Raw genomic sequence first — 18802 nt, 5'->3', positions numbered from 1 at the left:
TGTGTTAAGGAGCCAAGCCAGGATTTTGAGCGACAGCAACCCCTCGCAGCCAGCCTGCGATGGTGCTCTTAGGAGGAAGAGTCAGGAAGTAAAAGGCGGAGATAAATAGACCGGAAAGAGGCAGAGAAATTCAGGTGTCACTCTACCCACCCTGATCCCGAATGAAGAGTCAGTGCGGGACCGGATACCGGGCTTCGTCGATATGATGGTATCCGGCTAAGCTCACTTGCGTGGCGCCTCACTGCGAAGCCGTTTCCTCTCGCCAGCGCCCGATCACCCGGAATCCTCCCAACGCAATCAGGTTGCCGACCAGTACCAGCAGCAGCCCGCTAAAACTCAGCGCCGTCCAGCGATAGCCCTCGAACCAGGCCGAGAAGCCCAGTGCCACGATCGGAAACAGTACCGTGGCGTAGGCGGCGCGATTGGCGCCGATACGGCCCACCAGGCTCAGGTAGGCGGTAAAGCCGAGAATGGAGCCGGGAATTGCCAGGTACACCAGGCTGCCCAGATAGACCGGGCCGGTCTCCAGTTTCCACTCGGCGCCGGTGACGACGACACAGACGAGTAGCACCAGCGCACCGTAGATCATCGCGTAGGCGTTGCTGGTCCAGGGGCGGATGCCCCGGCGGGAGTGGCGCACCGACACCATATTGCCGAGGGAGAAGAAATAGGTTCCCAGCACCGACAGGCCCAGCCCCAGGGCGGCGTCGCCATCGAAGCTGCCGCTGGCGATACTTTCCCAGAACAGCATCACCAGCCCGGCGATACCCAGCGCTGCGGACGGGTAGACACCGGGCTCGGGGCGCTCGCCCCAGAGCAGGCGGCTGTTCAGCGCGTTGAACAGGGTGGCGGCGGAGAACACGACTGAAATAAGGCCGCTGACCACATACTGGCTGGCGGTATAGAAGCAGACGAAATTGAACGAGAAGAGGCAGCAGCCCTGCAGCAGGAAAAAGCCGTGATCGCGCCAGCCGGTAGCCTGCACCCGACCAAACAGGGCCAGTATCGGCAGAAACAGGGCGCCGGCGAGGGCGAATCGGTAAAAGGCCGATACCAGCACCGGTACCTCACCCAGCTGGAAGTGAATGGCGATCCAGGTGGTGCCCCAGAGCAGTACCGTGCCGGCGTAGAGAAACAGGTTCATGGTTACCTCCGCAATGCGTTGAGGAGGCAGGTTAGCGATGTGCCTGTGTGGAATCGCGCAGGATATTGCGCGACTTAGCAGATTCTTGCGCTTTTTATGGCTGGATGATTGTCCCGCTACGACTTTGGGATTAATTTATGACCCTGGTTGGATTGCCGGAGGGGCTATGGCGAAGGCAGCAGAGGCCACGGTACAACAGGCGCTCGACGGCGCTGGGGCCCGTCGCCTGAACCATTGTGTGTTGAACCGGGACCTGTCCCTGGCGCTGTGGGGCAACCGGGATGTGCGGGTGGAGTACCATCAGGTGGCACATCACACCCTGAGCCTGTACCTGCGCGGTGGCTACCGCACACGGCGGCTCGATGCGCCGCGCGACTGGGGGTTCGGGGCGCCGGACAAGCTCTGCCTGATGCCCGCCAGCGGCGATTCGTCCTGGGAAGTGGGGCAGTATCAGGAATTTGTCCACCTGTATGTTTCCGATGCGGGCCTGCGGCATTTTGCACTGGAATCTTTCGACTGCGATCCGCGCCGGGTGGAATTGCCGGACCTGACCTTTTTCGAGCACCGCCAGATCAACTCGACCTGCCGCTCCATGCTGCAGCTTTCCTGGACCGACGGTACCGACCGGCTGCAACTACAGCAGGGCGCCTACGAACTGATGGGGGAGCTGATCCGCAGCTACGTACTGCCCAGGTGCGCGGGCGGGCCGCTGAAAGGCGGACTCAGCCGCCGGCAGTTCAACACCGTGCGGGAGTTGGTGCAGGCGCAGTTCGGCAATGCACTGAATCTCGATACCCTGGCGCAGGTCGCGGGGCTCAGCCGCTACCATTTTGCGCGCATGTTCAAGGTCAGTACCGGCCTCACGCCGCACCAGTATGTCAACAAGGTGCGGGTGGAGCGCGGGCGGGAAATGCTCGAGCGCGGAGTGGCGCAGGCGGATGTGGCGGGTCTCTGTGGTTTTGCCCACCAGAGCCATTTCGCAGCGCATTTCAAGCGTCGTTTTGGCGTGACGCCGGGGCAGTATCTGCGCAGTCTCTGATTCCTGTGCCGTAGGCTGGAGTGAGCGCAGCGAACTCCAACGCGCCCGCGGCGGGCCGACAAAGATCCCCTCAGTTTCGTAGGATGGGCAAAGCGCAGCGTGCCCATCAAAATGGCGGAAGATGGGCACGTCGCTTCGTTCCTTTGCCCATCCTACTAAAAGGGGTGGCGTAACTTAGTGCCATTTCCGTCAGAACCAGTTTTCATCCATCTCGAACGGCACGCTGTTGCCAGTCTCCAGCAGTGCTATCTGCGCGTCTATTTCCGGCAGTTCCCACTCGATATAGAAGCGCGCCGCCTGCAGTTTGCCGCGGTAGAAGTTTTCGTCTTCCTCCGGGACCGAATCCGCCAGTGCCGCGTCCGCCACCAGTGCCTGGCGCAGCCAGATCCAGGATACCGCCACGCGCCCGAATACGTCCAGGTAGAGGCTGGCGTTGGCTAGGCCGCGGTCGGGGTCACGCTGCAGTTGTCCCATCAGGTCCAGCGTGGTCCGGTCCAGTTTCTGCAGTGCTTTTTCCAGGGCCCCTGCCTGCGAGGCGAGCCTGTGGTTGTCTCGCGCCCGCATTATCGTCGAGCGGATTTCCTCCTGCAGTAAGCGGTAGCCGGCGAGCTCGCCCGCCGGTACCTTGCGGCCCAGCAGGTCGATGGCCTGGATGCCCTCGGTGCCCTCGTGGATGGGGTTCAGGCGGTTGTCGCGGTAGAGCTGTTCCAGCGGGTACTCGCGGATATAGCCGGAGCCGCCCAGCACCTGGATCGCCAGTTCGTTGGCCTTGAGACCGTATTTCGACGGCCAGGATTTCACGATCGGTGTCAGCAGGTCCAGCAGTGTGCCGGCGCGCCGGCGTTGCTCTTCCGTGTCCGCGGTGTGCTGGTCCTCGTGCAGGGAAGAGGCGTAGAGACACAGCGCCAGGCCGCCCTCGACATAGGATTTCTGCATCAGCAGCATGCGGCGCACGTCGGCGTGGCGGATGATCGGCACCTGTTTCGATTCCGGGTCGCGGTTCGACGGCAGGCGGCCCTGGGGCCTTTCCTTTGCGTACTGCAGGGAATGGTTGTAACCCTGGTAGCCGAGCACCGCGGCGCCGACGCCGACACCAATGCGGGCTTCATTCATCATCTGGAACATATAGGACAGGCCCTTGTGCGGCTCGCCCACCAGATAGCCGATAGCGCCTTCCCCTTCGCCAAAACTCAGTACTGTGGAAGTGGTATTGCGGTAGCCCATCTTGTGCAGCAGGCCCGACAGTTTTACATCGTTGCGCGTCGACGGATTGCCGTTTTCATCGAGCAGGAATTTCGGCACCAGAAACAGCGATATGCCCTTCACCCCTGCGGGGGCGCCTTTGATCTTCGCCAGCACCATATGGACGATATTGTCCGTCATGGACTGGTCGCCGCCGGAGATAAACATCTTCTGGCCGTGGATGCGATAGCTGCCGTCTTCCGCCGGCTCTGCGCTGGTGCGGATATCGGCCAGGGCGGAGCCCTGGTCCGGTTCGGTCAGGGCCATAGTGCCGGCAAAGCGGCCGTCCATCATCGGTGGCAGAAACTGTGCTTTGAGTTTTTCGTCGGCAAAGGAGCGCACCAGGTTGGCGGCACCCAGAGTCAGGAAAGGATAGCCCGCGCTCGACACATTGGCGGCACTGATGGTGGCGAGGCTGGCCCGTAGAATTACTTCCGGCAGCTGCATGCCACCCTCGTCGAAATCGTAGCGGGCGGCGAGAAAACCCGCATCGGCGAAGGCATCCCAGGCCTGTTTGGTCTCTTCGATCAGGTGGACTTTTTCGCCGTCGAACGTCGGCTCTTCGGCGTCGCCCCTGGCATTGTGGTTGGCAAAATACTTTTCCGCGACGGTGCGCGCGGTCTGCAGGGTGGCGTTGAAGATCTCGATCGAGTGTTCGCTGTAGCGCGACCGCTGCAGCAACTGGCCGGTATCGAGAAACTCGTACAGCAGGAATTCGATATCGCGTTCGTTAAGCAACTGTTCGGCCATGACCACCCCTCGTTTTACCGTTTACCAGCCCGCGTTCGGGAGTGGCCAAGTAAACGGTGGGGGCGGGGCGGGGTCAATGACCTGCCAGGTAATTGCGGCTCCCGCCGGCGGCGGGGCCGGAGTTGTGGTCAGTCCGCCGTGCTGGCTGCGGTTTCGCCCTTGTTCTCGGCGCGGCCGGGCACAACCTGTTCCCACAGGCTGTCGGCCAGCTCGGTGGGGGACTGGCGGCGGCCGTCGGCGATCCAGCGCACGATATGGCCGGCCACGTCGGGCCATTCGATACGCACGCCGGTCGGCTCCTCGTCCAGCCATTTGCCGATGGTATCCGCATCCACTCGCTCCACCACCCGCGCCAGTTGCAGTTCGCGCAGGGCCCGGGCGTTGGCCACCTGTTCGAACTGGCCGGCCAGTGGCCGCGTCAGTATCGGTTTGCCCAGGGTCAGGGTCTCCGCAATCAGCTCGAAACCGCTGTTGCAGATCACCGCGCGGGCGCTGGCGAGATCGCTCTGGAAGCCTTCGATGGACGGCTCTTTCAGTTCGATATTGTCCGCCGCCGGGAGGTCCACCGGCGCGCCGTAGAGGATGATCCTGTGCGGCAGTTTCGCCAGCTCCCGCAGCAGTGGCTCGTGGTGTTCGAACGGCAGGTAGACGAGAATATGGTCGCCGTCGCCGGCCCGACTGTGCACATGGGGTTGCGCAATGGGCGGCAGAATCGGGTGGCCGAAGTGATACCAGTGCATGCCGAGGCTGCTTTTCGCTGGTGCGAAGCTGCGCAGGATGGTGCGCGCCGTCCAGTTGAAGCGCGGCGCGGGGATGGGGAAGTTGAAGGCGTACTGGTGGCCCAGGCCCAGGCTGGGTTTCCCGCGGCGCTTCGCCGCCCAGGCGGTCACCGGCTCGAAATCGCTGATCACCAGGTCGAAGTCGTTGACCGGCAGTTCGCGGATATCCCGGAGCAGTCCACGCAGGTTGAGCTGGCGCGTGGTCTCGCGGGGGCTGAGCTTGCCTTCCCGGTGCACGAAGGTCAGGCCCTCGCGCCACCAGTAGTTGCCGAAGGCCTCCATGCTGAAGAGCTTTTCCGGGCTGCGGCCGGAGAACAGCCACTGGACTTCCAGTTCCGGGTAGTGCTGTAGTGCCGCGGCTATGGCGCGGGCGCGGGAAATATGGCCGTTGCCGGTCCCCTGTACCCCGTAGAGTATTTTCACAAAAAGGCTCCGCTGATCAGGATTCCCACGCTGGTGCCGAGTGCGGCGCCGGCGCAGACATCGGTGGGAAAATGCACGCCCAGGCCCACGCGGGAGGTGCCCACGCCGGCGGCCCAGAAATAGCCTAGCAGGCAGGCGGGGCCCAGGGACTGGGAGAGAACGGTGACGAACAGGAAGGCGCCGGAGGTGTGTCCGGACGGCAGGCTGAAGCGGTCGTTGGCGACCACGATCGAGCGCAGGCCGGGAATCGCCTGGGGCGGCCGCAGCCGTTTGGTGGTGTTCTTGATGGTCCAGTAGAGCGAGCGCTCCACCGCAAAGGCGGCGCCGCAGACGGTGAAGAACTGCATCGCCGCGGCAGTGGTACCGGCCAGTGCGATGAGCAGCGGCGAGATCAGGTAGACCCAGCCGTCGGCGGATTTCGACAGCCACAGGTAGCGCTGGCGCGATGCGGGTCGGGTGGCCCGCTCCGCCATATGCAGTACCAGGGACACATCGACGCTTTTGAGAGTGACAGGTAAGCTTCGCATGCCGACAAGTTACGAAGCTTATATTGCGCGGAATTGACCGAATTATGTCAGAAGTGTGAAATCTGACGGTTGCGCGATATTTCTAGCGACAGGCTCATACAGTTGTAGGGGTGCGCCGTGGCAGACAACTGCTCCATGCGTTCTTCGCATGACCGCCGTCCTTGGCGGTCTCGCACCATTGACCGGGCCGGTGGCGGTTGCTGGAGCATGGTCCGTAAGCGGACTTCGGGGCGGCCCTGCTGCCGGGAGCTGTTTGCTCAACAGCCTCATCGGCAATCGTTTCCCAAACAGCCCCCGGCAACAGGGCCTTCACGTCCGGCCTGGATATTCTTCTTTGACTTTGACCGGCCGGTGCGCACGGCGCACCCTATCGAGAGTCCCCAGTCCTCTCAGTCGATTCCGACCTTGATGCTACCGGAGCCGGGCAGTTTCTCCACCAGCTCGTAACCGCAGAGTTTCGACGGTGTGAAGTAGCCACCATCGCCGCCGTAGTCGAGCAGGAATTCCGCCACCGCCAGGGAGCCGTGCACGGTGACATCGTAGCCGTTGGCGGTGACCACGCGGCCGATCCTGCGTTCGCCGCGGCGGTCGTTGCGTATCTCGCCCCAGACCCAGGTTTTCTGTTCCGAGCGTTTCTCTTCGGACGGGCCGCGCACCTTCTGGTCCACCTTGCCCTTGAGCCAGTTCTGCACCCAGGGCTTGCCCAGCAGCCAGCGGAATCGGTTCATGCGCTGCATCTTTTTCGCCCGGCGCGGGCTCATGGGGATATACACCTCGATATTGGGAATCTCGGTGGAGTAGTAGGCGGTGGCCACATCGCCCCAGGGGATGGCGACGGCAAACTTGTCGCCGCGGCCGAAATCAATGGTGCGGGTCAGTTCGCCGTGGCCGACAATCTCGATCTTGCCCTGGCGGCGGATAGCGCCGCCGACGCCCAGGCTCTCGATGGAGGTCTTGGCGGTGCCGGGGCTGAGGCCGGAATCGGAGTCGAAACCCAGTGTCAGGTGCGTGGCGGTGGGAATGGCCTTGTGCAGTGCCGCCGCCAGGCAGTCGGTGGGAATTACATCGAAACCGGTGCCGGGGCAGAGCACCACGCCCGCGTCTCTGGCCTCCTTGTGCATCGCATGGGCCGACCGGTAAACCTCCATCTCGCCGGTGATATCCTGGTAGTGGGTACCGGCCTCGATACAGGCGCGCATCATTGGCTCGGCGGTGGTGGAGAAGGGGCCGGCGCAGTGAATCACCACGTCCATATCGCGCAGGGTGCGCTCGAGGGTTTCGCTCGCGCCCAGCTCCACGGCCATCGCAGGCAGCCCCAGTTCCTCGGCCAGCGGTTGCAGTTTCTTCGAGTTGCGCCCCGCCAGGATCGGGCGCAGGCCCCGGGCCACGGCCTCCCGGGCGATCAGTTCGCCGGTGTAACCGTAGGCACCGTAGATCATTATTTTTTTGTTGTTCACCGAATGACCTTGTTCTCTGGATCGGTTGGAAAAGTGACGCAACCTTAGTCGCGAATTATTGCGCTAGTCAAACGTTTGTAACAGAGCGAAGCGCGGGACCAGGGATCCGTCCTTTTCCACATTTTCGGCAAACATTTCCAGCGGTCGCACCCAGACACCGTAGTCGCCGTAAAGTGCGCGATAGACGACCAGTTTTTCGCCGGTCTCGCTGTGAGTGGCCACTTCCATCATTTCGTAAAGCTCGCCCTTATAGTGGCGATAGATTCCGCGTTTCATGCCTGCTCCCTTTGCTGCCTGCTGCGGGCTATGCGAGGTGGTGGGGCGACAGCTGTATCTGTGCGATGCGCCGCCCGTGCAGTACGGCGATACCCGCATAGCGGTGTTCGCCGGTGGAGGTGAATTCGAATTCATAGCTGCGCTGTAGCCGCACCTGGCCGCGGCTGTCGCGCTTCAGGCGGGTGCGCACCAGGACTACGGTATCGTCCAGCAGTTGGACATCCAATTGCCGGCAGTGTTGGGCCGCTGCGCGCCGCACCTGCTCCTTGGCCGCCATACCGGCCCACAGGTGCCAGCCGCCGAGAAGCAGCGCGAAGATCCACAGCAGGTCGCTCAGAGAGTAATACATTGCCATACAGTTGCTGCTTCAGGTTTCGGAGTTGGAGGGGCCCGCTCCGGCCCGGAACCCCGAAACTTGAGTTACCATTTATCCGTCGCGCAAGAATACCACCGAAGGAGAAACTATGCCCGGCACCATATTGATTACCGGGGCCAATCGCGGTATCGGCCTGGAAATGACCCGCCAGTTCGCCGCGGAGGGCTGGCAGGTACTGGCCTGCTGCCGCGATATTCCCGGCGCGGATCAGTTGCGCGTGCTGCGGGAGCAGTACAACAAGGTGCGGCCGTTCCAGCTGGATGTCACCGACTATGCGCAGATGGAGGCGCTGGCCCGGTCGCTGTGGGACCAGCCCATCGATATCCTGCTGAACAACGCCGGCTACTACGGCCCCAAGGGCGTGGCTTTCGGCGCTGTGGATCTGGACGAGTGGCGCCGGGTGCTGGAGTGCAACACCATCGCGCCCTACAAGCTGGCGGAGACCTTCAGCCGCAACGTGGCGGACAGCGGGCACAGGGTGATGGCGGTGATGAGTAGCAAGGTGGGCAGCATCGCCGACAACAGCTCCGGTGGGGGTTATATCTACCGCTCCTCGAAAACCGCGGTCAACCAGGTGGTGAAGAGCCTGTCGGTCGACCTGCGCGAGCGGGGAATCAGTGTGATAGCGCTGCATCCCGGTTGGGTCAAGACCGCGATGGGTGGGCCCAATGCGTTGATTTCGGCGGAGGAGAGTGTCGCCGGGCTTAAAAAAGTGCTGCTGGAAACCGATTTGGAGCGCAGCGGTCGCTTCTACAACTACGACGGCAGCGAGATTCCCTGGTAGACGGCTCCCTGTCGGGGAAGCCGTCCAGGTCCGTATCGTGCCGCAATCCGCCAAAAAGCGGCCGCTTTAAAGGAACATCCCGCCCGACGCCTCGATACGCTGGCCGTTGATCCAGCGGTTGTCGTCCGACAACAGCGAGGCGATGGCGCCGCCGATATCCTCCGGTAGCCCCACGCGGCCCAGTGCCGTCTGCGCGGCGATAAAGTCGTTTACCTCCCGGTTGTCGCGCACGGTGCCGCCGCCGAAATCGGTCTCGATGGCGCCGGGGGCGAAGGTGTTGACGGCGATGCCGCGCGCGCCCAGCTCCTTCGCCAGGTAGCGACTCAGCACCTCTACCGCCCCTTTCATGGCCGCGTAGGCGCCGTAGCCGGGCAGGGTAAAGCGCGTCAGCCCGCTGGACAGGTTGACGATACGCCCGCCGTCGGCAATCAGCGGCAGCAGTGTCTGGGTCAGGAAGAAAACGCCCTTCAGGTGGATATTTATCAGTTGGTCGAACTGCGCCTCGGTAGTTTCCGCGACAGGCACGTTAATCCCGATGCCGGCGTTGTTTACCAGGAAGTCGAAGCTGTCCCGCTGCCAGCGAGACTGCAGCAGCTCGCGCAACCGCTCCTCGAAGCGCGGGAATCCCGTAGTGTCTCCGGTATCCAGTTGCAGCGCCGCGGCGCTGCCGCCTTGTGCCTCTATTCCCGCCACCACGGCATCGGCGGCGTCACTGCGGCTGTGATAGGTGACGATTGTCTCCAGGCCCCGCCCGGCGAGTCGCTGGGCGGTCTCGCGGCCCAGGCCGCGGCTGCCGCCGGTGATCAGTGCAATCTTGCGGTTCATGTTCGGCTCCTTTCTTTCACTGGGTATCGATGGATTGATCGCAATGGGAAGAGCTTATTGGTATGTCGCTGATAGATAAATCGACCTTGGCTGACTAGACTATTCAGAAATTATGAACAATGGAGTGGGCATGCGACTGCTGGAATCCATGGAAATCTTTGCCCGGGTGGCGGAACTGGGCAGCTTCACCGCCGCGGCGGACAGCCTGGGGCTGTCCCGGGCCAGCGCCTCCAGCGCCGTACAGCAACTCGAGGCACTGCTCGGCACCCGCCTGCTGCACCGCACCACCCGCAGCGTGCGCACGACCCAGGATGGCCGGGTTTTCTACGAGCGCGGCCGCGACCTGCTGGCGGACCTGGACGAGCTGCAGAACCTGTTCCGCGAGGACGATGCCCGGCTACAGGGCCGCCTGCGCGTCGATATGCCGCTGCCTGTGGCGCGGGACCTGGTGATCCCGCGGCTGCCGGAATTCCTGCGTCTGCACCCGGGCCTGGAGGTGGAGCTGTCCAGCAGCGACCGTTTTGTCGACGTGGTGCGCGAGGGATTCGACTGTGTGCTGAGGGTCGGGACCCTGGAGGATTCCAGCCTGATTGCGCGGCCCCTGGGACACTACCGGACGGTCAGTTGCGCCAGCACCGAATACCTGGCGGAGCACGGCACGCCGCGCACACTGGAGGATCTCGCCGGCCACCGGCTGGTGCACTATGTGCTGAATCTCGGTGCCCGCCCGCCGGGCTTTGAATACCTGGACCCGCGACAGCCGGGGGTGGAGCGCTCGCTACCGATGGCGGGGGCGGTGACGGTCAACAACACCGGGGCCTACCTGGAGGCCTGTATCGCCGGCCTGGGTATCATCCAGGTGCCGGAGCCGGCGGTGCACCACCTGCTGGAATCCGGGGAACTGGAGGAAGTGCTGCCAGAGTACCCGCCGGCGCCGATGCCGGTGTCGCTGGTCTACGCCAACCGGCGCCACCTGCCGAAAAGGGTGCAGGTGTTTATGGCCTGGATGGCGGAGATCATGAAGCCGCGGCTTCAGGGAAGCTGAATCAGCTCCAGGTGTTGGGCCAACTGCCCCAGGGACATCAGTATGCACATGGCGATCACCAGTGGCCGTATCAGGCGGGTGCCGCCGGTGAGCATGGTGTGGCTGCCGATGGTGGCGCCCACTACCTGGCCCAGCATCATGGTGGCGCCCAGGGTCCAGACCACCTTGCCGCCGGCGGCGAACAGTGCCAGGGAAACCACGTTGGTGGTGAAGTTCAGCAGCTTGGCGCGGATGGTGGCGGCCAGCAGTGTCTGGCCGCGGAAGGCGACGCCGGAGGCGGCGAAAAAGGTACCCGTGCCCGGGCCGAAAGCGCCGTCGTAGAAGCCCACCACCGGTACGCTGGTCAGTGCCCACTGTTTTTCACTCTGCCGGGCGCGGCTCTCCGCGGCGCCCATATTCGGTGTCAGCCAGACGTAGAGCGCCACGCACAACAGCAATAGTGGAATCACCCAGTTGAGCCAGCCGGTATCGACGCGCTGCACCAGCCAGGTTCCCGCCGCTGCACCCAGGCCGGCGGTCACCACCGGCAGAATCAGCGCGCGGCCGCGCAGGTGGCCCCTGGCAAACAGGGTGGCCGAGGCGGTCATGGTGCCGATGACCCCCTGGCTCTTGTTGGTGGCCAGGGCACTGACCGGCGGCACTCCGGCGAGCAGCAGTGCCGGCAGTGTGACCAGCCCGCCGCCTCCAGCCAGGGTATCCACCCAACCTGCGAGCATGGCGACGACAAGGAAAATCAACAGCAGGGAGATGGTCAATTCCATTGGTACAGCTCTGGCGGTGGGAAGGGCGGCTATTCTGCCCGAGTCGCCCTAAAAAAACATCAGCGGACCGGTTGCCGGCAGTATCGGGCAAGGATTCCGAAGTTGTCTGCTACCGGCAGAGTCGGTCGGTATGCAGAATGGGTTGGTGTCGAGGGCTCCCACAGGAATCGGGATTTCTTGGCGCATTGGATTTCAATCCGTCCTACCCCCTTGCGGCCCTGAGTCGTCTGCCGTCAGCTCCACCCCCAAAGTGCCGGCAATCAGGGCCTCCTTTTTATCCCGCGGCCATTTCTTGATTTGCATCTCCAGTTTGAGCGCCTGCGACTTGCCCGCCACCGCCTGCCGGAAGGCCAGTGTCAGTGGCCCGCGCCCGCGCAGCGCCTTGGCCGCCTTGCGGCCGCCGCTGCGGTGTTCTTCCAGGCGGCGTTCCACATCGCGGGTGATACCGGTATAGAGTGATCCGCGCCCGGTGCGGATCAGGTAGACAAACCAATCGCTCACATTCAATTTCCGCTGTTGCTGCAGGGCCATTTTCCGCCAACGGGGGGCCATTGAAAACTATTGCTGCTGCGGAAAGTCGGGTGCCCCAGACTGGATGCCGGATCGAGTCCGGCATGACGGGCCAGGGGGCGGGTAGGGTGTGCCGTGCGCACCACTTCAGGTTAGAACAGGGACTGCTGGTCGCCGGACTGCGGTGGCGGCCGAAAGCGGCTGCAGTCCAGCGACAGCCTGCGCCGGTTCAATCCCAGTTTTTCTATCGCCACCCGGAAGCGCCGCTGCAGCAGTTGCGCAAAGACACCGGTCCCGCTCTGGCGCTGGGAGAAGTCGCTGTCGTAATCGCGCCCGCCGCGGCTCTGCTGCACCAGGCTCATCACGTGGGCGGCGCGCTCCGGGTAGTGTTCGGCCAGCCACTGGCGGAACAGCGGCGCCACCTCGTGGGGCAGGCGCAGCAGGATATAGTTGGCCTGACTGGCTCCCGCGTCTCTCGCCGCTGCGAGAATGGATTCCAGCTCGCTGTCGTTCAGGGCCGGAATCATCGGCGCCGCCAGCGCGGCGGTGGGCACCCCGGCACCGCTCAGTGCCTCCAGCGCCCGCAGCCGCGCCGCCGGCCCGGCGGTGCGCGGTTCCAGTTTCCTCTTCAGGTCGTTGTCCAGCGTGGTCACGCTGATGGCCACCTGTGCCAGGTTGTCCTGTGCCATTTCCGCCAGCAGCGGCAGGTCGCGCAGTATCAACTGGCTCTTGGTGACGATGGTCACCGGCTGGTTGAAGCGCTGCATGGTCTCCAGCAGCGCTCGGGTGATGCGCTTTTCCTTTTCCAGTGGCTGGTAGGGGTCGGTGTTGGTGCCCATGGCGATGGGGCTGCATTGATAGCCGCGTTTGCGCAGCGCCTTTTCCAGCAGCGCCGCGGCGTCCGGCTTGAAAAATATCTTGCTCTCGAAATCCAGTCCGGGGGACAGGTCCACGTAGGCGTGGCTGGGGCGCGAGAAACAATAAATGCACCCATGCTCGCATCCTCGATAGGCATTGATCGACTGGCTGAACGGCAGGTCCGGCGAGCGGTTGCTGGAGATGATGGTCTTGGCCTTTTCGGCGATGGCCTCGGTCAGCAGTCGCTCCAGCGGCTCCTCCTCCGTCTGCCAGCCGTCGCTTTCCCGAGTGCTCACATGCGGCACGAAGCGGCCGGCCAGGTTGCTGGCGGCGCCGCGGCCCTTGTGCAGGCGGGCGGGACTGGCGGGATCTTCGTTGGCCAAGGTTGCTCCACCGGGTGGTTGATAGCTGTATATACATACAGTTTAAGGTTGTGAGGGGCAGCTGTGCAAGCCCGCTTGCCTGTGCATACAATGAAAGTCAATCGACGCGGAGATCACACAATGGATTTGGAGGCAGTGGCCGCGATCCGCAATTTTGCGGTGCATGTCCTGCAGGTGTTTGCGCTGTTGTTCGCCTTTGCACTGGTACTGCTGGTGCTCTATGTGCTCTATCTGTACCTGTCGGACGTGAGCCAGAAGAAGCAGGCGATCCGGCGCAACTTTCCGGTGCTGGGGCGTTTCCGCTACCAGTTCGAGCACCTGGGGGAGTTCTTTCGCCAGTATTTCTTTGCCCTGGATCGCGAGGAGATGCCGTTCAATCGCGCCCAGCGCAGCTGGGTCTACCGGGCGGCCAAGAACGTGGATTCCACCCTCGCCTTCGGCTCCACCCGGCCGCTGAACCAGCCCGGCGACGTGGTTTTCCTGAACTACCCCTTTCCCACCATGGCCGAGGACGCGGTACCGCCGCGGGAAGTCACTATCGGCGAGGGCTACGCCCGAGAGCCCTATACCACCAGTTCCCTGTTCAATATCTCCGGTATGAGTTTCGGCGCCCTGTCGGTACCGGCGGTAACGGCACTCTCAAACGGCGCCCGGAAGGCCGGCATCTGGCTCAATACCGGCGAGGGCGGGCTGTCCTCCCACCACCTGTCCGGCGGCTGCGACATCGTCTTCCAGATCGGTACCGCCAACTACGGGGTGCGGGATGCGGACGGCCGGCTGTCCGACGACAAGTTGCGGCAGCTGGCGGAGCGGCCATCGGTGAAGATGTTCGAGCTGAAGCTCTCCCAGGGGGCCAAGCCGGGTAAAGGCGGCATACTGCCCGGTATCAAGGTCACCGACGAGATCGCCCGGGTGCGCGGCATCCCCGCCGGTGAGGATTCCATCAGCCCCAATGGCCATCCCGAGTTCAATACCGTGGATGGCCTGCTGGAGATGCTACACCATATCCGCACCGTGACCGGCAGGCCCACCGGCTTCAAAACCGTGGTCGGTTCCAGCGGTTGGCTGCACGAGCTGTGTGAAACTGTGCAGGCGAGGGGACTGGAGTACGCGCCGGACTTTATCACCATCGACAGCGCCGATGGTGGCAGCGGCGCGGCGCCGCAGAGCCTGATGGACTATATGGGGCTGCCGATCAACCGCAGCCTGCCGCTGGTGGTGGACCTGCTGAGTCATTACGGCCTGCGCGAGCGGGTGAAGGTGATCTGCGCCGGCAAACTGCTGACGCCGTCGATGGTGGCCTGGGCGCTGGCGATGGGGGCGGATTTCGTCAACTGCGGGCGCGGCTTCATGTTTGCGCTCGGCTGTATCCAGGCGATGCAGTGCAACAGGAATACCTGTCCCACCGGCGTGACCACCCACAACCCGGACCTGCAGCAGGGGCTGGACCCCGTCGACAAGGCGGAGCGGGTCTACAGCTACGCGCACAACCTGGCCTACGAGGTGGGCACCATTGCGCATTCCTGCGGCGTGACCGAACCCCGACAGCTGCGCCGCCACCATGTGGAAGTGATCAACGAGCGGGGCATGGCGGTGCCGCTCAGTGAGCTGGTGCCGGAAGTGAAACCCAAGTCGGTGATCGCCACGGACAGGGGCGCAGAATAGCAGATACGGGAGGCGGGTAATGGAAGCGGTAACCACACTGGTGGGGCAGGGACTCTACATGGCATCGGCGGCGGTGGTGGGGTTGGTCCTGGCGCGGGTACTGCGCACGGACAATACCCTCGGCTGCCTGATCGCCGGCGTGCTGGCCGGGGTACTGTTGCCGGCCGTCGACTACGACACGGCCCTGCGCGCGGACAACCTGCACCAACTGGTATTTTTCGTGATCCTGCCGATCCTGATTTTCCAGGCTGCCTGGCTGATAGAGCCGCGCGCCCTGAAACGCTGGCTGGCCCCGATACTGCTGTTCGCCACCTTTGGTGTTGTGATCTGCGTGCTGATTGTCGCGCTGATTACCTATTACGGCATCGATAATCCCACCGGTTTCCCGTGGATTGCGGCGCTGCTGACCGGGGCGATTCTTGCGGCTACGGATCCCACGGCGATAGTGACGCGCTTGCACCGGGTTTCCCCGGACGACGAGCTGCTGACGCTGGTGGAGGGGGAGAGCCTGTTCAACGACGCTGCCGCCATCGTGTTGTTCACACTGGTGTTGGGGGTGGCCAGTCACACGGTGATGGAAGGGGCGGTCAGCGCCGGTGAGCCGCTGGCAGGCGTTGGCAATATTGCCCTGTATTTTGCCGTGACCCTGTTCGGCGGCGCGGCCGTGGGCCTCTTCTGTGGCCTGGTTACCGCCATCGTGGTGCTCTTCCTGGGCTCGGCCGGTGCCGCGCTGATGACCCTGGTGCTGGCGGTCTTCGGTACCTTCTACCTGGCGGAGCATGTGGTGCATGTATCCGGCATTGTTGCGGTGATGGTCTGCGCGATCGTGGCGCGGGCCTGTCTGCGCGAACAGCGGGAAACTTTCCTGACCCACGCGGCCCCCACGTTTGAGTGGCTGGGCCTGCTGTCCGGCGCGCTGATCTTCGTGATCATGGGCCTGACGATCACACTGGATATGTTCACCCAGCAGTGGCTGGCGATTCTGATTGCCATCGCCGCCGCCATCGGCGCGCGGGCGCTGTCGATTTTCCTGATGGCGCCGCTGGCCCGCTTTGTCGGGCCGCCGATTTCCAAGCCCTGGCGACTGCTGCTGGGCTGGGGCGGTCTGCGCGGTGTGATTGCGGTGGCGCTGGTGCTGTCCCTGCCCTCCGAGCTGCCCTACTGGTTTACCGTGCAGTCGGTGGTATTCGGTGTGGTGCTGTTTTCGTTGCTGGTGCAGGGAACCAGCAGCGCCTGGCTGATCCGGAAGATGGGGCTTTGATTGACCCTGGGGGGGCCTGAAGGGCGCGCCCTCTCCCTAACCCTCTCCCGGAGGGAGAGGGGACCTGCTCAGTGGAAATAGATAGCTCGGTGGAAAAATTAACTCCGGAAGCCAGCAACATAGCTCCCCCCTCCCATTGGGAGAGGGCACTGATCGGTGCCCCGGATCCCATTCACCTGCAGGCAGGCTCCGCTCAGAGCCCCATGGTGACGACCAGGTCGTCGCCATCGACGGAGACATTCTTCAATACCATTTTTGCCGTGGCCTGCTTGATATCGTCGGTGTTGAGCCGATACACCGGATGCTCGGCGTAGTACTCGCCCAGCGCCGTCTCGATGACGGAGCGGATCTGCGCGGTGCGTTTTTCCGGCAGGCCGGAAACGGACAGCTTTTCGATCTCCGGTTCGGCCAGGTAGAACTGCCCCTCGGCCGCCGAATAGCGCAGGCTGCCGGAGGCGTCGACGGTGCCGCGCAGAATCCGGTCCTCCCCGCCGCCCTTGATGCGCACGCGGATATCGAGCCCCGCGGCAATCCGGCCGCTGTCCTTGAGCAGGTCCACGCGCGGGTTTTCCAGCGTCAGCTCGAAAAGGTACAGATAGGTTTTCTGCAATGGCAGTTTTTCCGCCAGCTTCTGCCGGATCTGCTGTTCGGGAATCCTGACCTCAACGGTTTCACTGCGATAGTGCAGATAGCCGGCGACAGCCAGCAGAAGGAGGCAGAAACCCAGTAGGGCGATCAACCGGCTCATACAGTGGCGCTACTTGGGTGCGCTTTTGACAACGCCGCAGGCAACCCGGCTGCCGCCACCACCCAGGGGCTTGGGGTTGTCGGAGTAGTTGTCGCCGCCGGCGTGGATCATCAGTGCGCGCCCCTCCAGGTCGGGCAGTTTCAGGCGCGGCGCAAGTACCGGGCTGTCGGCGGTGCCGCCGTCGTTGACGAACAGCGCCGGCAGGTCGCCCAGGTGGCCATCGCCCCAGGGAAAGCCGTGGCGCCCGGCGGACTCGGGGTCGTAGTGGCCGCCCGCCCCCAGGGCCGGCACCACTTTGCCCTCCTTCTCGGCCGGTTCGCAGCTGGGATTGGTGTGCACATGAAAGCCGTGCAGGCCCGGTGACAGCCCCTTGAGCATGGGAGTGAACACCACGCCGTAGCGGCTCTGGCTGGCCACCACCTTGCCGATGGTTTTGCCCACCCCACTTTTGTCGACGGCGTGCATTTCGATTGCGATATCGGCCTGGGCGAAGCCGGCCAGCGACAGGGCGGCGGCGCCCAGCAACAGTTGGCGGGGCAGTGACACGGTTGGCTCCTCGGCACCCGGTTGGTGCCTCTGGTTCGCGTTTGTAGCCTCTATTCCCTGAGTCTAGAAACAATAGAGCGGAACCGGGTGGTCTTTTTGGGGCCGGCGGGTCGCAGCGTCACCGACAACATGTCCGACAAGGTTTCGAGATGTCAATCGAGAGATAACCACTAATAACTGTCAACAATCAATTGCCCTCAAACTTACTGACAAGATATTTGCGAATCCAAGGGAAGCAGGGGTTCCAATCGATCAATCTGCCGCGTTCAACTTCAGCGGCTTGGGTCAACCCTAAAGATGAGTCGGTGTTATCAAAAATCAGTGCGCGATCAGCGGTGGTTGCTGCCTGATGTAACATGTCCATGGTACGCCTGTAACGCTCGACAATTTTTTCCGTAGGTACGTCGTGGCCACCCTTGGTTACCCGGTCAGCTACCCGTTGCACATTCACCAGAGGGTCATTGATGCCGACAAACAGCAATATTACATCGAACCCCTTGGCTTTGGCGGTAACCAGATATTCTATTTTTGAAGGGTGGGACATAACACTTTCGAAACTGTGTGAGATGCCGCTGTTTAGCAGTTCGGTACGACGTGACTCGGCGAGCCTCTGTGCTTCCCGGACTGCCGTATCGTAATCTTTGCCCAATTCTCCCAGCTCTTTGGCGATTTCATCCGGATTGATATACTCACCGAAGTCCATTCCTTTCTCCATGAACATATTGGTGAGAGTGCTTTTCCCGGATCCGTTTGGTCCGGCGATTAAAATTACTCGAGGTTTAGTCATTTTTTCAGCGCCTCTACCTCTTCCCTGGTTAATTTACGCTTGACGATATTGCCTTCTTTGTCGAGCTTTTCATAAAAAAACTCACCGGTTTCCGGATCTTGGGACAGTACTTCCAGTCCTGCCTCCAGGCTTTCCTTGCGAGCCCTTAAGCCAGCCTCAGAGGCAATTTCAGCTATCTCGCCCGGCGAAAAGTCATCAAAGTTACGCTTTTCTGACATGCTAAAACTCCTTACGCACACTTTCGTTAAATCCAGCAGGTTACAAGTGCTGGATCAATACGGTTGTTCAAAACTGACCCGCATGGCGCGCCAGCCTAGGGAAGGCTTATCCCACATATAAAAACTTTATGCAACTGCTGGTCAGGTGGAAATGCCGGTTATCCCAAATAACTTCGGGTAACTGGTTAATAAATTAAACCCTTGTGGGTGGCCCAGTAGAGATTAAACTCGATTTTATTCAAGTATTCGCTTGTCGAAATTTGTGTGTTCTGACTAATTTTCCTGTCATCAATAGAGGGTTTATTTTTAGTATGAAGGGGTTGTCAGTGTAGCCAGAATCTCCTCGTTTTATATATTATTAACCCGGTACGAATATAGATATGGTATAATGGCCGCAT

The 18802-nt window shown here is 62.4% G+C and carries 20 protein-coding genes; 5 read left to right on the top strand and 15 right to left on the bottom strand.

The window, feature by feature from the left end; translation table 11 throughout:
* Positions 1 to 238 precede the first annotated feature (238 nt).
* Positions 239 to 1144, bottom strand: a complete 906-nt coding sequence (locus OQE62_RS10510) for a DMT family transporter (protein ID WP_265721990.1) — start codon at positions 1142 to 1144, stop codon at positions 239 to 241.
* A 166-nt stretch (positions 1145 to 1310) separates the two neighbouring features.
* On the opposite strand from OQE62_RS10510, the gene OQE62_RS10505 reads away from it, so the two are divergent.
* The gene (locus OQE62_RS10505) at positions 1311 to 2183 is read left to right on the top strand and encodes a helix-turn-helix transcriptional regulator (protein ID WP_265721989.1); all 873 of its coding nucleotides are present in this window, start codon (positions 1311 to 1313) and stop codon (positions 2181 to 2183) included.
* 189 nt (positions 2184 to 2372) lie between these two features.
* Here the strand turns inward: OQE62_RS10505 and OQE62_RS10500 are convergent, their stop codons facing one another.
* From OQE62_RS10500 to OQE62_RS10475, 6 genes are all read right to left on the bottom strand, one after another.
* Positions 2373 to 4175 (bottom strand): acyl-CoA dehydrogenase, encoded by a 1803-nt coding sequence (locus tag OQE62_RS10500; protein WP_265721988.1) that lies wholly within the window; start codon positions 4173 to 4175, stop codon positions 2373 to 2375.
* 128 nt (positions 4176 to 4303) lie between these two features.
* Entirely contained in the window at positions 4304 to 5377 is a 1074-nt protein-coding gene (locus OQE62_RS10495; protein WP_265721987.1) for an MJ1255/VC2487 family glycosyltransferase, read from the bottom strand.
* Positions 5374 to 5904 carry a phosphatase PAP2 family protein gene (locus OQE62_RS10490; RefSeq protein WP_265721986.1) on the bottom strand — a complete coding sequence of 177 codons (531 nt, stop codon included), beginning with the start codon at positions 5902 to 5904 and terminating at the stop codon, positions 5374 to 5376. Before OQE62_RS10490 ends, OQE62_RS10495 begins: the two co-directional genes overlap by 4 nt.
* A 389-nt stretch (positions 5905 to 6293) precedes the next feature.
* Entirely contained in the window at positions 6294 to 7361 is a 1068-nt protein-coding gene (locus OQE62_RS10485; RefSeq protein ID WP_265721985.1) for a saccharopine dehydrogenase family protein, read from the bottom strand.
* Positions 7362 to 7424: 63 nt separating this feature from the next.
* Positions 7425 to 7637 carry a DUF1653 domain-containing protein gene (locus OQE62_RS10480; RefSeq protein WP_265721984.1) on the bottom strand — a complete coding sequence of 71 codons (213 nt, stop codon included), beginning with the start codon at positions 7635 to 7637 and terminating at the stop codon, positions 7425 to 7427.
* Positions 7638 to 7665: 28 nt separating this feature from the next.
* Positions 7666 to 7992 (bottom strand): DUF3301 domain-containing protein, encoded by a 327-nt coding sequence (locus OQE62_RS10475; protein ID WP_265721983.1) that lies wholly within the window; start codon positions 7990 to 7992, stop codon positions 7666 to 7668.
* A gap of 109 nt (positions 7993 to 8101) precedes the next feature.
* Here OQE62_RS10475 and OQE62_RS10470 point away from each other — a divergent pair, with 109 nt between their 5' ends.
* Complete coding sequence (locus OQE62_RS10470) at positions 8102 to 8797, top strand: SDR family oxidoreductase (RefSeq protein ID WP_265721982.1); 696 nt, start codon at positions 8102 to 8104, stop codon at positions 8795 to 8797.
* A gap of 66 nt (positions 8798 to 8863) precedes the next feature.
* On the opposite strand, the gene OQE62_RS10465 is transcribed toward OQE62_RS10470, so the two are convergent.
* Entirely contained in the window at positions 8864 to 9622 is a 759-nt protein-coding gene (locus tag OQE62_RS10465) for an SDR family oxidoreductase (protein WP_265721981.1), read from the bottom strand.
* Between the two features lie 130 nt (positions 9623 to 9752).
* Here OQE62_RS10465 and OQE62_RS10460 point away from each other — a divergent pair, with 130 nt between their 5' ends.
* Positions 9753 to 10667 carry a LysR family transcriptional regulator gene (locus OQE62_RS10460; RefSeq protein WP_265721980.1) on the top strand — a complete coding sequence of 305 codons (915 nt, stop codon included), beginning with the start codon at positions 9753 to 9755 and terminating at the stop codon, positions 10665 to 10667.
* Here the strand turns inward: OQE62_RS10460 and OQE62_RS10455 are convergent.
* The 3 genes from OQE62_RS10455 to OQE62_RS10445 all read right to left on the bottom strand — a co-directional run bounded on the left by OQE62_RS10455 (position 10655) and on the right by OQE62_RS10445 (position 13179).
* Positions 10655 to 11428: a TSUP family transporter gene (locus tag OQE62_RS10455; protein ID WP_265721979.1), complete on the bottom strand. Its 774-nt coding sequence runs from the start codon at positions 11426 to 11428 to the stop codon at positions 10655 to 10657. The two genes, OQE62_RS10460 and OQE62_RS10455, sit on opposite strands and share 13 nt — an antisense overlap.
* Positions 11429 to 11620: 192 nt before the next feature.
* The gene (locus OQE62_RS10450) at positions 11621 to 11929 is read right to left on the bottom strand and encodes a GIY-YIG nuclease family protein (RefSeq protein ID WP_265721978.1); all 309 of its coding nucleotides are present in this window, start codon (positions 11927 to 11929) and stop codon (positions 11621 to 11623) included.
* A gap of 161 nt (positions 11930 to 12090) precedes the next feature.
* A complete protein-coding gene (locus OQE62_RS10445; protein ID WP_265721977.1) occupies positions 12091 to 13179 on the bottom strand; it encodes a PA0069 family radical SAM protein in 1089 nt (362 codons plus the stop codon).
* Positions 13180 to 13299: 120 nt separating this feature from the next.
* Between OQE62_RS10445 and OQE62_RS10440 the strand changes: the two genes are divergently transcribed.
* Positions 13300 to 14844, top strand: coding sequence for an FMN-binding glutamate synthase family protein (locus OQE62_RS10440; RefSeq protein ID WP_265721976.1), 1545 nt, complete (start codon positions 13300 to 13302; stop codon positions 14842 to 14844).
* A 19-nt stretch (positions 14845 to 14863) separates the two neighbouring features.
* Positions 14864 to 16105, top strand: a complete 1242-nt coding sequence (locus OQE62_RS10435; protein ID WP_265721975.1) for a cation:proton antiporter — start codon at positions 14864 to 14866, stop codon at positions 16103 to 16105.
* Between the two features lie 193 nt (positions 16106 to 16298).
* On the opposite strand, the gene OQE62_RS10430 is transcribed toward OQE62_RS10435, so the two are convergent.
* The 4 genes from OQE62_RS10430 to OQE62_RS10415 all read right to left on the bottom strand — a co-directional run bounded on the left by OQE62_RS10430 (position 16299) and on the right by OQE62_RS10415 (position 18404).
* Positions 16299 to 16853: a DUF1439 domain-containing protein gene (locus OQE62_RS10430; RefSeq protein WP_265721974.1), complete on the bottom strand. Its 555-nt coding sequence runs from the start codon at positions 16851 to 16853 to the stop codon at positions 16299 to 16301.
* Positions 16854 to 16862: 9 nt separating this feature from the next.
* The gene (gene sodC, locus OQE62_RS10425) at positions 16863 to 17399 is read right to left on the bottom strand and encodes a superoxide dismutase [Cu-Zn] SodC (protein WP_265721973.1); all 537 of its coding nucleotides are present in this window, start codon (positions 17397 to 17399) and stop codon (positions 16863 to 16865) included.
* Between the two features lie 187 nt (positions 17400 to 17586).
* Positions 17587 to 18186, bottom strand: coding sequence for a zeta toxin family protein (locus OQE62_RS10420; protein WP_265721972.1), 600 nt, complete (start codon positions 18184 to 18186; stop codon positions 17587 to 17589).
* Positions 18183 to 18404, bottom strand: a complete 222-nt coding sequence (locus OQE62_RS10415; RefSeq protein ID WP_265721971.1) for a hypothetical protein — start codon at positions 18402 to 18404, stop codon at positions 18183 to 18185. Before OQE62_RS10415 ends, OQE62_RS10420 begins: the two co-directional genes overlap by 4 nt.
* Between the last annotated feature and the right edge of the window lie 398 nt (positions 18405 to 18802).

The sequence above is a fragment of the Microbulbifer halophilus genome (genome assembly GCF_026183675.1).
Taxonomy (GTDB): Bacteria; Pseudomonadota; Gammaproteobacteria; order Pseudomonadales; family Cellvibrionaceae; genus Microbulbifer; species Microbulbifer halophilus.
The sequence above is the reverse complement of the archived record's forward strand: the minus strand, read 5'-3'. Positions and strand labels throughout refer to the sequence as shown.